A 13,319-nucleotide genomic window follows, 5' to 3' on the forward strand; every position below is an offset into this window, starting at 1 on the left:
GCAAAAATTTACATCGAAAAGGAAAGGCGGGTTCACTGGTTGAATCCGCCTTTTTATATCTCTGAAATGATTTTGACTAACTGTCGTTCATCGACACCAGAAACTCTTCATTGGTTGCTGTTTTTAGAAGTCGATCCTTCAGGAACTGCATTGCTTCAACCGAGTTCATGTCGGTAAGGTAATTTCGGAGAATCCATATTTTATCCAATGCATATTTTTCTATCAGCAGCTCCTCCCGACGTGTACTGGAAGCAGTAATATCCACTGCCGGGAAAATACGACGGTTGGACAATTTCCGGTCAAGTTGCAGCTCCATGTTACCAGTTCCTTTAAACTCTTCGAAAATCACATCATCCATTTTCGAACCGGTTTCGGTAAGTGCTGTTGCCAAAATTGTCAACGAACCTCCCTCTTCAATGTTACGGGCAGCACCGAAGAAACGCTTCGGTTTGTGTAGTGCGTTGGCATCAACACCGCCCGATAATACTTTACCAGATGCCGGGGCTACGGTGTTATAAGCACGGGCCAGGCGGGTAATCGAGTCAAGCAGAATAACCACATCATGGCCACATTCCACCATACGCTTGGCTTTTTCGAGTACCATGTTGGCTACACGCACGTGACGCTCTGCCGGCTCATCAAAAGTTGACGAAATCACCTCTGCATTCACACTGCGGGCCATATCGGTTACTTCTTCCGGACGCTCATCAATCAGCAAAACCATCATGTAAACTTCCGGATGATTGCCGGCAATCGCGTTAGCAATCTCTTTCAGTAATACCGTTTTACCCGTTTTCGGCTGGGCCACAATCAAACCACGCTGTCCTTTCCCGATCGGCGAAAACATATCAACTACCCGGCTCGATAAGCTCGAGTAACCTTTTCCGGTAATGTTGAATTTTTCATTTGGGAAAAGCGGTGTCAGGTGATCAAACGGTACCCGGTCGCGAATATACTCAGGACTGCGACCGTTGATCTCCACTACTTTGATCAACGGAAAATATTTTTCCCCCTCTTTGGGAGGTCGAATAGCACCAGTCACGTTATCGCCGGTTTTTAATCCGAAAAGTTTTATCTGCGACTGAGAAACATAAATATCGTCAGGTGAATTCAAATAGTTGAAATCCGAAGAGCGAAGGAATCCATAACCATCCTGCATAATTTCCAAAACACCGGAGGCCTGGATAATTCCATCAAATTCAAAAGCCTTTTCATTGTCCCGCTGACGCCCCCCCGGGGTTTGTGTATTCCGGTGAGGAGCAGGAGCCTGGCGCTGTTGCTGAGGCTGATACTTAGATGGGCCTGCCTGTTCGCGGTCGTTTCGCTCCCTGTGGGAATCATCCTTACGAAAATCGTCCCTGCGTGGTTTTGGTGCGGAATCAGATGGTTCTGAAAACCGGTTATCTGCCGGTTGGGTACTCTCCACCGGTCGTTTTTCTACCGGACGTTTTTCTACCGGACGTTTTTCAGCCGGTGGTGCATATTCCTGATCCCGCCCAACTCTCGGCCGGCGCGAACGACGACGATCATTTTTATCGTCATTTGATTTTGGGCGGTGTCCTTCGTTGGCCACGGGCGTGGCTTTTCTGACCGGAGCAGTTTCAACCGGTTTTTCTACAGGTGAACTATTTTTCACGATTTCAGCCTTATCTGCCTTGGGCCCCTTCTTTGGGGCGGGATTTTTGTCAGCCTTCTTGCCCTCGGAAGCAAGTATGGCCTGTGTATCCAGTATTTTATAGATAAGGTCTTGCTTCTTAAAGGACTCAACTCTTTTAATTTTCAACTCCTTAGCAATATCCCGCAACTCGGGAACCAGTTTCTTGCTAAGCTCAAGAATGTCGTACATGTTATTTTGATTTAACTTAACATAAAGCCCTAATTTCCCACTGAGTATAATATTTTGGGAAAGTGGCACATTAAAAAATTTCTTATTGATTTATTGGAAGAAGAAAAAGGGACTTGTTTAGTAAAACGAATAATCGAATTTTCTGCAATTATAAGTAAATGCTTTAAATTCACAAAAGTTCACGCACTTTTTTTCAAATATGCGTTATTTTCATCGTATTAAAAAATGTTTCCTTGTGCGAATATGCTTTTAAATAGCACAACGGTATGCCTGTGATTACGCCATAAGTTAAGAAATAAATTGCAATAAGAAGCACATTCTTTGATGAAAATCATTTTTTTATATAAATTCACATTCAAGAACTTTTTAGATCCACAATTATAACCCTAAAGCGTAATTGCCGTATATTCTAAAAACTAAAATTGTTTCGTCAAAGTCTTACATTCACCTATGAGGCAGCTAAAAATAACAAAACAAGTAACCAACCGCGAAGCTCTATCGCTTGATAAGTACCTCCACGAGATAGGAAAGGTAGAATTATTAACAGCCGACGAAGAAGTAACCCTGGCTAAACGCATCAAAAAAGGTGACCGAAAGGCACTGGAAAGGCTCGTTAATGCCAATCTCCGATTTGTCGTTTCAGTATCCAAACAATACCAAAACCAGGGACTAAGCCTTCCGGATTTGATTAACGAAGGTAACCTCGGGCTCATCAAAGCAGCGCAACGTTTTGATGAAACCAGGGGCTTTAAATTTATTTCCTATGCCGTTTGGTGGATACGTCAATCTATCCTTCAGGCATTAGCCGAACAATCGCGCATTGTGCGATTGCCATTGAACAAAATTGGGTCGATTAACAAAATTAACAAGGCCTTCGCTCAACTCGAGCAGGAGTTTCAACGTGAACCATCGCCCGAAGAAGTAGCTAAAATTCTGGATATGCACCCCAAAGTAGTGGAAGATTCCATGAATGCCAACAACCATCACGTTTCGATGGATGCTCCGCTAAAAGAAGATGAGAACACCGGCAACAACCTCTATGACATCATGTTTAGTGAGGATTCTCCCAGCCCGGACAATAAGCTCATTAGCGAATCACTTCGGGAAGAAATTGAACGCTCTCTGGCAACCCTGGGTGAGCGGGAAGCTGAAGTTCTCCGCTATTATTTCGGACTGAACGGATATCGCCCGCATACGCTCGAAGAAATTGGACAGGAATTTGACTTGACTCGTGAGCGCGTTAGGCAAATCAAGGAAAAAGCCATCAAGAAACTGAAAAATCAGTTCCGGAACCGGTTGCTGAAATCCTATCTGGGGTAACCCGAAAATATTATGAGAGCCGGTACTTCCCGGCTTTTTTATTTCCCGGTAGATTTCAATTACATTTGTGCCATTGTTAAAATACTGAATTGAATTTTAACTCGTCTGATTTGGTGAACAATCACCCAAAAATTCCGTTAGCAACGATATAAATTATAGAGTAAATCCATGGAAAAACTGATTGCACCATCCATTCTGGCTTCTGATTTCACCCGTTTGGGAAAAGAAATCGAAATGTTAAATCAAAGTGATGCCGATTACATTCATTGCGATGTGATGGATGGTGTTTTTGTGCCCAATATCTCTTTCGGAATCCCGGTAATCGCTCAAATCAATAAGACAGCCAGTAAACCTCTGGATGTGCATTTGATGATTGTTGATCCTGACCGGTACATCAAAGCATTCGGAAAAGCCGGTGCCGACATTCTCACCGTTCATTACGAAGCGTGCACACATCTGCACCGCACCATTCAGGCCATTAAGGACGAAGGTATGCGTGCCAGTGTCTGCCTGAATCCGCACACTCCCGTCCTTTTACTGCAAGATATCATCCAGGAACTGGACATGGTCTTACTGATGTCGGTCAATCCCGGGTTCGGAGGACAAAAATTCATTGAACATACCTACCACAAGGTATCGCAACTGCGGCAACTCATCGAAAAAAGAAACACCAATACACTGATTGAAGTAGACGGTGGTGTAAATTACGAAACCGGGAAAAAACTGTTTGAAACCGGTGCCAATGTTCTGGTAGCCGGAAGCTTTGTTTTTGGTTCCGAAAATCCGGCTGAAACGATTCGCAACCTGAAATATCGATAAGTTCGGTTTCCCTTTTCTTTTCCGTAATATCACCTTGACATCTCTGCAATATTTTGTAGTTTTGTATCCCGCATCCCGGGGCTGACTGGTTTTGACAGCGGGATGAAGAGGTGCGTAAGCATGCCGAGCGTTGGAGGTTGGCTCGATAATCTCAATTTCCAGACTCTTAATTGGCGAAAACAATTACGCTCTCGCAGCTTAATCGAAGTATAGTAGATAAGCATCTTCCGGCATTAGATGCTGGAACGAGACATCTCCCGGGTGCTTAAGTCCTGAGGCGGCCCGAACCGGAGGTGCAGAAAAATTGGGAATAGCAGGCCGTTTGCTCCGCACGGCCTGTGAAATGAAAGGAGCTAAGGTACCGGTTGGTGGCTTTGATCCTGCCGGCACTCGAAAATCAAGTCAAAGCTAAGCATGTAGAAAGCGTATTGCTTCCTCGTTTGGACCGGGGTTCGATTCCCCGCAGCTCCACAATTCATTGGGTATCCTGTTTTGGGTACCTCTTTTTTTGTCTAAACTTTTCTATCCCCGCCTTACCAGGATATACGAGGCGTCATCGCTGTTCTTCCCCTCCATTAAGCGATACAACTCTTCCTTTATGCCTTCCAGCTCCGGTAACTTCAAGGCACGGTAAAAAGCCTCACGGTTTTCTTCCATAACCCCGTAAAAACCATCGGAACAGAGAAGAAATTGGTTGTCCAAAGCGACCTCTACGGGCCGGAAGTCTTCTGCCAACAAATAATCGTGCCCCACCCACCGGGTGAGAATATTCGGCATCTCCGGGACATTGTCATCCTCGGCCAAACTGACTATATTCTTTCTGCGGAAAGCATAAACCCGCGAATCACCGATGCTCACCATTTTGGGTAACTGTTTTTCATCGGGGATAAAAAGCGCCGAAATAGTTGTGCTGCCGGCAATAGACGTCTTCCGGCAATGCAGATAAGCCAAATAAAGCAATTGCCCCAGGCCTTCTTTCTCGTTGTCGAGCCACTCATGATGGTGCTCGTCCAGAAATTCCATGAACGTTTCGATGTACCGGTAACTCTCCGGGTAGGAACTAACACCATCGAAGATGATGAACAAATGGTATCCCGGCCCATCCAGCACGTACGCACGGTCTTGATTCCGCTCGCGCTGTATTCCTTTTACCGAACCAGTGATATACGAAAGTTTCGGTTTCTCACCGAAATGCTTATGTTTTACGGTCTTTCCCATTCGTATAAGTTACGGAGGCTTTTCGGTATAACACAACCCTTAACGACCAAATTTTTCAATGGGTTCATATCATTAAACAGCATAAAAAAAATCAACCGGAATTAATACACTATTTGATTTTTCCACCTAAATTTGATTTGGCCAGGCAGACAGATTTATTCTGAAAACCGGCAATATATGCCATAAACAATTATTCAATCATCTTAATTTGGATAACCATGGTGAAAGAAAAAGCTCCGGACAAAAACAGACTTTCAAGGAAAGAACCGGAAATGAACCTGAAGGAAAAACGCAAGGCCAAAAAGGCCAAGCGCGAAAAAAAGGATTTTTAACCGCATTTTCGGCCGGCCCTCTACCGGCTGATGCAACCAACACCGCCCCGGTTACCCAATGGCCCCGGGGCGGTATCCATAGCACAATCACGCTAAAGTTAACCTGTTATTTAATTGATTTTTGGGGTAGCAGTCAGCCTTTCGGCATCCTGAGCCTCTGTTTCAGTCTTTTCACTCATCACCTGCGCAAATTCCTGTTGGGCAGCCTTCAGGGCATCTACCATGACGGTAGCGCCAATGGCAGTTTGCACCTGGACATTATCCGCTTCGTCCAGCTCGGTTAGCATGCTGCCTAAAATAGTGCTCTCCTTTGTGTAGCCCGGACGGAACGCCGACCAGTTAATTGATTTGATAACCCGGCTTCCTCTTTTCCCCTCCAACAGATTTCATCGCTATCCTTTTTCATCTGATGTTGGCTATTCCATTTTGCAGTAGACGCACCGGGCGCCGTAGGATATGCCTGCAGGGTTGAGAGGCTTTGCCTGGCGGCAGAAGATTGTCCTCACAAACTGCAGGAGGTCCGCCTGGCGGCAGAAGAGTGACCTCCCGCTATTTACATATTGCCCCGGAACCAGATTTTTTCGTAACTTAACCTTGCACGCAACGCAAACCAACGAACCAGCCCGAATACGCAAAACCATCCTTCAATCCCGGCACGTGCGGCACGTACTTCCCTCTTTCGTCCGCCCCCGGATGTAGCAGCCAGGTTCGCCTGTGAATACAGCCGGGCCCGACAAACCGGAACACATACGTTACCAATTAATAAAAGGAGGATTCATCATGCCTGCACAAAAGTTAAAAGAGTATCTCGACAGCCACCACATCCATTACGAGACCATCAGCCATTCCATGGCATTCAACGCCCAGCGGGTGGCCGCAACCACCCATATTCCGGGAAAGGAGATGGCCAAAACCATAGTGGTAAAAATCGATGGCGAAATGTCAATGGCCGTGCTGCCCGCATCGTTTAAGATTGACCTCGACCAGTTGAAAATTGCCACAGGAGCCCGCCTGGTTGAACTGGCTTCGGAAATGGAATTCAAAAGCCGTTTCCCCGACTGCGAACCGGGAGCTATGCCTCCGTTTGGCAACCTTTACGACATGCGGGTTTATGTGGCGCACAGCCTTTCGGAAGATAAAATGATTGCGTTCAATGCCGGAACGCATATTGAACTGATTCGGATGGCTTACCGTGATTTCGACCGGTTGACGCACCCAATCGTGTTGAAGTTCTCGAAAAGTCCGATGGCCCATCATGCCTGACTTCGCTTTCTAAACAACCGAAAAACAGGACAGTAACCTAATTATCTGCCTGCAGTTTCTTCAGTTGATCTTTCGGATAGGCTTCATTTGGCTTTAGTTGTATTGCTTTCTGATAATAAAACCTTGCCACGGTACGATTTTTTTGATGAAAGGCCGCATCAGCCTTGCGAACCTCTTCGTTGTATTGATTGTCGATACTGCTTTGACGCACCCCGGCAATAATGGAGGCAATTTCCTGTAACCGTTCATCGGCCACGGTATCGGCTTTAATACCGGCCGCCTGCCGGTAATAGAAACGCGCCACTGCATATTCGCCCTTATCAAAGGCATCATCAGCCTTTTCGATGGCATCGGTAAACTTTCGGCGTTCTTCATCCGATTTCCAGTTTTTCATCGCCCGGTCGATGGCTTCGAGCTTACGGCGCGGGTATTTCTCCCACGGTTTGATGTTCAGTGCCTTCCTGTAATTCAGCCTCGCACTGGCATAATTTTCATCAAGGAAACCGATGTCGCCATTGGAAAGAAAAACCAAATATTTTTGCTGCATATCAGCGGTAATATGGGCAGCAATCAACTCATCGCATTCGTTCACCTGCGCACCGGCATACGTGTCGCCTGGCTTTTCTTTCAGCGCTTCGAAGTAATAAAAACGAGCTCCTGCCCACTCTCCTCTTTTGAATGCCTGATCAGCTTCAGCAATTTGTTTTTGATAGTCGGAAGAAACATTCGTTAATTCTGAAGCAACTGCATTCTCAGCCGCCTTTGCTGCCGTCTGTTGAACAGAGGCCAGCTGTTGTTGGTCCAGCATATTTTGGGCTTCCAAACCTTTTCTCCGGGCAACCGAATCCTCTTTCAGACGATATGCCTGACCAAAAAAGTTGACAGCCTGCTCATAGCTGGCAACGGCAAAGGCTTTGTCCCCCTGGTCCATTAAATCGCGGAAATGCCCTTCTTTTGCTCTTGCCGCTGCCAATGCCTGTTGCCTGGCCTGCTGATTTTTCAACAATACCGTGGCTGAATCGCGTAGCGCGGTCACCGTCGCATCGCCGGGTTTCATATTCAGCGCTTCGTTAAAAATATCGACTGCCGGGCGATAGTTTTTCGCCCCCAGCTGTTGATTTCCCCTGGAAACTGCATCAGTAAAAGCTGCTGCAAGCGAGGCATCCCGGGCAATCAAACGGTTGATTTCGGCAATCTGCCGTTGCGGTTTTTCACTATTGGGAATAATCGTCAGCGCCTGCTGATAAGCCAGTTTCGCATCAGGATACTCCTTCCGGCCGAAAAGACTGTCTGCCTTGTTCACCGCCTGGCTAAAAGCTTTATCTTTTGCAGCAGCTTCGGCAAACAACCGCGCCTTCTCATCAGCCATTGCCTGCAAACGCTCATCGACCAATTTGAGCCTGGCCTGCGCCAATGAATCACCGGGAACCACGTTCAACGCTTTTTGGTAAGCGCTTTTGGCATCATCAAACGATTTTTCGTTGAACCGGATGTCGCCTTCGTTGATATACATGGCATATTGCCGGCTGGATGTATCCGGTTCCTTTTCTTTAGATTTTACTTCCTTCCCGGCATCACGAATCTTTTTCTTCAAGTCTGAATCCCGGGGATCCAAATCCTTCGCCTGTTTAATAGCTGCCATGGCCAGTTCCCACTGTCCCTGGGCCTGGTAATCCTCGGCCCGCGACAGTTGCTCATTGACTTTTCGCTCCACATTTTCAGCGACTGCTTTCTCAATTTGCTTATTGATTTTTTTGTCACTGTAAACAGCTGCCGCCTCAAATCCATCCACATCTTTTGAGTAATGAATCCTGGCGATGGGCTTCTTACTGAATTCAGGCTGTAAGCCCTCAATTGCGGGATGAAGGGTTACCTGGAAACGAAACGGTTTGAAATAGGGGTCAACCGACAAAACATCCGCAGGTACAACTGTCGATACTTCGAAAATTTTGGTGTAATAACCTTGGTATTGAAAACCGACCAGGTAGGTTTTCTGGTAAGAAAGCGTGATGTGAAAATATCCACGCTCATCGAGATCAATTCCGGGCAGGGCCTTATTGCCCGTTTCGTTAAAAATGGTAATATGGATACCTTCAGACATATTCTGATCGGTGGAGGCTCGTCCATCCAGCACAAACAAGTTTTTTTTCTGCGCCGAGGCTGTAGGGAAACCAAACAGGCATAGAACAGCCATCAAGATTAGTAAACGGGGTGTCATAAATCAGGTTATTTAAGCCGAACCCACTATGGGATTGCAAATTCACTTATACGAAGATACGACTTTCCACTATATGTATCGGTTTTAAACAATAACAAATCTCATTCTACGTTGCTTTTCGGATGAACATAAAATGAAACGAACATGAACTTTTTTAATCAAAAGTTCGCCAAAGGCAATGATTAAAAAAAGTTCATGTGAGAGCGAAGCGGTTCCATTCGTTCTCAAATTTAGAATTAAATTATGGACCATAATTATAAATTTTAAACGTATGAAAATCCCCCTAAAACCTTTAACCCAAAAGTCCATAAGCCCTATAAAAGAAAATCTTCACTATAATCTACTGATAAGTAAACTGCGAAAGCTGAAAATCAATCAACTAATGTTATAAAAAAAAGTGCGGCCCCCCTGTGAAATAATACTCCTAAATTGAACACTCAATTGAATTTTAGCATAGCTTTGTTTTTATAATCAAGGTCACTGTCCGGACGATAACAAATTGAAATTGTGAGCAATGAATAAACGGCAGGCACAAAAATCAACGCTAAAGAAAATTATTTTTATCCATGAAATCAGAAATGACCACTGCAAGGAGTACTGCTTCTGGTGAGAATGCTCCGGTTGACTCACCGGACGCACCTGTCCCGCTCATGATAGCAGGACAACACCCCGACCAAATGGAAAGAATGAGCATTGTCCCGGCCTTTCCCTACGACCAATCGGTTACTCAATTTATCAACCAATTTTATCCCACAGCCACCATCCGTGAGTGGAACAACTGGAGCTGGCAACTAAAGAACAGCATCCGCACCTCGAAACAGTTAACGGATATTTTGGGAAAAACAGAAGGAGAACTCATCTCCTCCCTCCCCGAAAATCATCTGCCGTTTCAGATTACACCTTATTTCGCCAGTTTGCTAAGCAGGCTACCGGGCCGGCATCCGCTTTACCGGACCGTCATTCCTACGACGGAAGAGCTGATTATGAGTCCGGGCGAAGTTGCCGACCCGCTCAACGAGACAGGTGATTCGCCCACGCGATTAATTGTTCACCGCTATCCCGACCGGGTATTGTTCCTGGTTACCGGTTTTTGCTCGGCATATTGTCGTTACTGCACCCGCAGCCACATGGTGGCCAAACGGCATAAAATCCATGCCTCAACCCGGGAATGGGATCGGGGCATCGAATACATCTCTCAAAACAAGCAAATACGTGACGTGCTGATTTCCGGAGGCGACCCCCTCACCTTACCGGACTTCCGCCTGGAATATCTGCTGTCAAAACTTCGGGCTATTCCGCATGTGGAAATTATCCGAATCGGGACCAAAGTTCCGGTTGTACTCCCCATGCGTATTACCAAGCCGCTTACGAGGATGCTGAAAAAATACCATCCGCTGATGATGAGCGTTCACTTTGCCCATCCCGACGAACTTTCAGTGGAAACACAGGAAGCCTGCAACCGATTGGCCGATGCCGGCATTCCGCTGGGTAGCCAAACGGTCTTGCTGAAAGGCATTAACGATGAAGTAGAAACTTTCAAAAAACTCAATCAGGGACTGCTCAAAGTCCGGGTACGCCCTTACTACATTTATCAATGTGACCCGGTTCCCGGTTCGCTGCATTTCCGGACCCCGGTAAGCAAAGGATTGGAAATCATCCAGGGACTGCGAGGATACACTTCAGGGTATGCAGTCCCTCACTTTGTAATCGATGCACCCGGGGGAGGCGGTAAAATTCCGTTGCTCCCCAATTATGTACAGGGAATCGGAAACGGAGAAGTGGCGCTGAGAAACTACGAAGGAAATACATACACCTATCCAGACATTAATTAACATCCGCTAAAGATCGAAAATGATTACAGTTGGTTTAACCTTCGATTTGAAGGATGATTACCGGCGTCTGGGATATTCAGAAGAAGCTATTGCCGAATTCGATACAATCGAAACGATCGAAGCAATCGAGGAGAATCTGCGTGCGTTGGGTTACCATACACTTCGCATCGGGAATCTATTCGCTTTGGTACAATTTCTGGCCTCAGGCAAACGGTGTGATATCGTGTTCAATATTGCAGAAGGAATACATGGCATTGCCCGAGAAGCCCAGATACCGGCACTTCTCGATGCGTACCAAATTCCTCATGTGTTCAGCAATGCCACGGTGATGAACCTGACACTCGACAAAGCGCTGACCAAAATGGTGATCCGGGAGGCTGGCATCCCAACAGCTCCTTTCGCCGTGATTCGCCATGTAAAAGAACTGGACGAAGTGAATTTGCCTTTCCCGTTGTTTGTCAAGCCGGTAGCTGAAGGTACCAGCAAAGGCATTGATGGTTACTCATTGATTGATACGCGGGATAAATTACATTCGAGCTGTGCATTTTTGCTAAAGACTTTCCATCAGCCGGTGTTGCTGGAGACTTTCCTACCGGGAAGAGAATTCACGGTGGGCATTGTCGGTTCGGGCAAGAAAGCGCGTGCACTCGGCGTAATGGAGATTGTTTTCAATGATGCCTGCCCGGATAAAATCTATTCCTATTCGGTAAAAAAAGATTACGAAAAGTACGTGACCTACCGGTTGGCCAATGACAAACTGGCAAACGAATGTGCGAAAATGGCCCTTGCCGCCTGGCGCGAAATTGACGGTAAAGATGCCGGACGGGTTGATTTTCGAACCGACCGGAACGGCGTTCCGAACTTTGTGGAAGTAAACCCGTTGGCCGGGCTCAATCCAACCTATTCGGATTTGCCTATCCTGGCCCGCCTAAGCAATTATCCTTACCGGAGATTAATAAGAGAAATCATGCAATCGGCCCTTAACCGGGCCGGTATAAAGGAGGAAGCAAATGATGAATCAGGATACCAGACAAGTCATTATTCTGCATAATCCGCTTTCGCCCAATCCTGCCGAAGATGAGCGGGATGTATTGGATCAGTCCCATTGGGTAAAAGAAGCGCTGAAAGAACTTGGGTACCATTCACAACGGATGGCATTCAATTTGAATATCCCATGGTTCATCAATGGCATTCGTAAAATCGACCCGGGGTTCATCTTCAACCTGGTGGAAACCGTTGATGGAAGAGGCAAGTTGAGCTTCATGGTACCCGCAATCCTGGAATCCGGAGATATTCGTTTTTCCGGCTCTGGTTCAACGGCCATGTTTCTTACTACTGATAAAGTAACAGCTAAGAAAATTTTACGTGCTGAGCATATTATCACTCCGGATTGGGCAACAACCAGCGGAGCAATCGAACCGACGAAGGAATATATCCTGAAACCAATTTCGGAAGACGGTTCCGTCGGTATTACCGATGAGCTCATCTACATGGGAAACCAGATTGAACACGTCCCGGATGATTGGTTTGCTGAAGAATTTATCCAGGGAAGAGAGTTCAATGTCTCGGTTTTAGCAGGAGCAAGAGGCCCCGAGGTCCTCCCGCCGGCTGAAATGCGGTTCCGGAATTATACAGAAGATCGGCCACGTATTTTAGGCTACAAAGCCAAATGGGAAACTGATTCATTCGAATATAAAAACACGGTCCGATCTTTCGCTTTCGAAGCGAAAGAGGCTTCGTTGCTGGCCGGACTGAAACGCATCAGTGCGCAGTGCTGGTCCGCTTTCGGGCTAAAAGGTTATGCGCGGGTTGATTTTCGGATTTCGAATGAAGGAATTCCTTATGTCATTGAAATCAATGCCAACCCATGTATCTCGCCAAACAGTGGTTTTATCGCTGCCTGTGAGCAGGCCGGACTTGGAAATACCGAAGTAATTAAACGAATTATAGATGATATTAACCGCAAATAAGACAATTGCCTTCCGGCAGGAGGTCCGCCCTTCGGATTACGATGCTGTGAAACGTATCCTTGCGTCAACGGGCTTTTTCCGTCCCGATGAGGTGGACGTGGCGCTGGAACTCATTCAGGAATATCTTACGCGTGGTGACGAAAGTGGTTATCATTTTTTCTTCGTGGATGTCGATGGTGAGACCGTGGGGTATACTTGCTATGGCGAAATCCCGTGTACAATAAAAAATTATGATCTATACTGGATTGCTGTCGATTCGCTCCATCGTCGAGGCGGACTGGGAAGACAATTGCTGCACAAAACCGAAGATGCCATCCGGACATCCGGAGGGCGTTTTATCTACATCGAAACATCGGGACGGGCACTATACCAACCCACGGTAGAATTTTATCTCCGCATGGGTTATGAGCTGGTGGCCGGGCTCAAAGATTATTACGATGTGGACGACAGCAAACTGATTTTCACCAAACAATTATAAAGCTGTGAAGCCGGGAACTTCCA

At 46.4% G+C, this 13,319-nt stretch carries 11 protein-coding genes and 1 other RNA gene; 8 read left to right on the top strand and 4 right to left on the bottom strand.

All coding sequences use genetic code 11. From position 1 onward, the window contains the following. Positions 1-76 precede the first annotated feature (76 nt). Positions 77-1,846, bottom strand: a complete 1,770-nt coding sequence (gene rho, locus GJU82_RS09370; protein WP_153631907.1) for a transcription termination factor Rho — start codon at positions 1,844-1,846, stop codon at positions 77-79. Positions 1,847-2,296: 450 nt separating this feature from the next. On the opposite strand from rho, the gene GJU82_RS09375 reads away from it, so the two are divergent. The 3 genes from GJU82_RS09375 to ssrA all read left to right on the top strand — a co-directional run bounded on the left by GJU82_RS09375 (position 2,297) and on the right by ssrA (position 4,459). Next, positions 2,297-3,166 carry an RNA polymerase sigma factor RpoD/SigA gene (locus GJU82_RS09375; protein ID WP_153631908.1) on the top strand — a complete coding sequence of 290 codons (870 nt, stop codon included), beginning with the start codon at positions 2,297-2,299 and terminating at the stop codon, positions 3,164-3,166. 168 nt (positions 3,167-3,334) lie between these two features. After that, positions 3,335-3,985 carry a ribulose-phosphate 3-epimerase gene (gene rpe / locus GJU82_RS09380; RefSeq protein ID WP_153631909.1) on the top strand — a complete coding sequence of 217 codons (651 nt, stop codon included), beginning with the start codon at positions 3,335-3,337 and terminating at the stop codon, positions 3,983-3,985. Positions 3,986-4,062: 77 nt separating this feature from the next. Further along, positions 4,063-4,459: a transfer-messenger RNA gene (gene ssrA, locus GJU82_RS09385) on the top strand. 48 nt (positions 4,460-4,507) lie between these two features. On the opposite strand, the gene GJU82_RS09390 is transcribed toward ssrA, so the two are convergent. Together GJU82_RS09390 and GJU82_RS09395 are read right to left on the bottom strand one after the other, a co-directional pair. Beyond that, complete coding sequence (locus GJU82_RS09390; protein ID WP_153631910.1) at positions 4,508-5,203, bottom strand: PP2C family serine/threonine-protein phosphatase; 696 nt, start codon at positions 5,201-5,203, stop codon at positions 4,508-4,510. Between the two features lie 442 nt (positions 5,204-5,645). After that, positions 5,646-5,915, bottom strand: coding sequence for a DUF6261 family protein (locus GJU82_RS09395; RefSeq protein WP_153631911.1), 270 nt, complete (start codon positions 5,913-5,915; stop codon positions 5,646-5,648). A 400-nt stretch (positions 5,916-6,315) separates the two neighbouring features. Between GJU82_RS09395 and GJU82_RS09400 the strand changes: the two genes are divergently transcribed. Next, complete coding sequence (locus GJU82_RS09400; RefSeq protein WP_153631912.1) at positions 6,316-6,798, top strand: aminoacyl-tRNA deacylase; 483 nt, start codon at positions 6,316-6,318, stop codon at positions 6,796-6,798. Between the two features lie 37 nt (positions 6,799-6,835). On the opposite strand, the gene GJU82_RS09405 is transcribed toward GJU82_RS09400, so the two are convergent. Further along, a complete protein-coding gene (locus GJU82_RS09405; protein ID WP_153631913.1) occupies positions 6,836-9,016 on the bottom strand; it encodes a hypothetical protein in 2,181 nt (726 codons plus the stop codon). Positions 9,017-9,582: 566 nt separating this feature from the next. Here GJU82_RS09405 and GJU82_RS09410 point away from each other — a divergent pair. Genes GJU82_RS09410 through GJU82_RS09425 form a run of 4 tightly spaced genes read left to right on the top strand, consistent with a single transcriptional unit; the run spans position 9,583 to position 13,296 of the window. Continuing rightward, complete coding sequence (locus tag GJU82_RS09410) at positions 9,583-10,848, top strand: KamA family radical SAM protein (RefSeq protein ID WP_228488646.1); 1,266 nt, start codon at positions 9,583-9,585, stop codon at positions 10,846-10,848. Between the two features lie 19 nt (positions 10,849-10,867). After that, positions 10,868-11,899 (top strand): hypothetical protein, encoded by a 1,032-nt coding sequence (locus tag GJU82_RS09415; protein ID WP_228488647.1) that lies wholly within the window; start codon positions 10,868-10,870, stop codon positions 11,897-11,899. Next, a complete protein-coding gene (locus GJU82_RS09420; RefSeq protein ID WP_153631914.1) occupies positions 11,859-12,818 on the top strand; it encodes an ATP-grasp domain-containing protein in 960 nt (319 codons plus the stop codon). The genes GJU82_RS09415 and GJU82_RS09420 overlap by 41 nt, the downstream gene beginning before the upstream one ends. Beyond that, entirely contained in the window at positions 12,799-13,296 is a 498-nt protein-coding gene (locus tag GJU82_RS09425) for a GNAT family N-acetyltransferase (RefSeq protein ID WP_153631915.1), read from the top strand. The genes GJU82_RS09420 and GJU82_RS09425 overlap by 20 nt, the downstream gene beginning before the upstream one ends. Positions 13,297-13,319: the final 23 nt, after the last annotated feature.

Origin of the sequence: Prolixibacter sp. SD074 (assembly GCF_009617895.1) — a bacterium.
GTDB lineage: Bacteria > Bacteroidota > Bacteroidia > Bacteroidales > Prolixibacteraceae > Prolixibacter.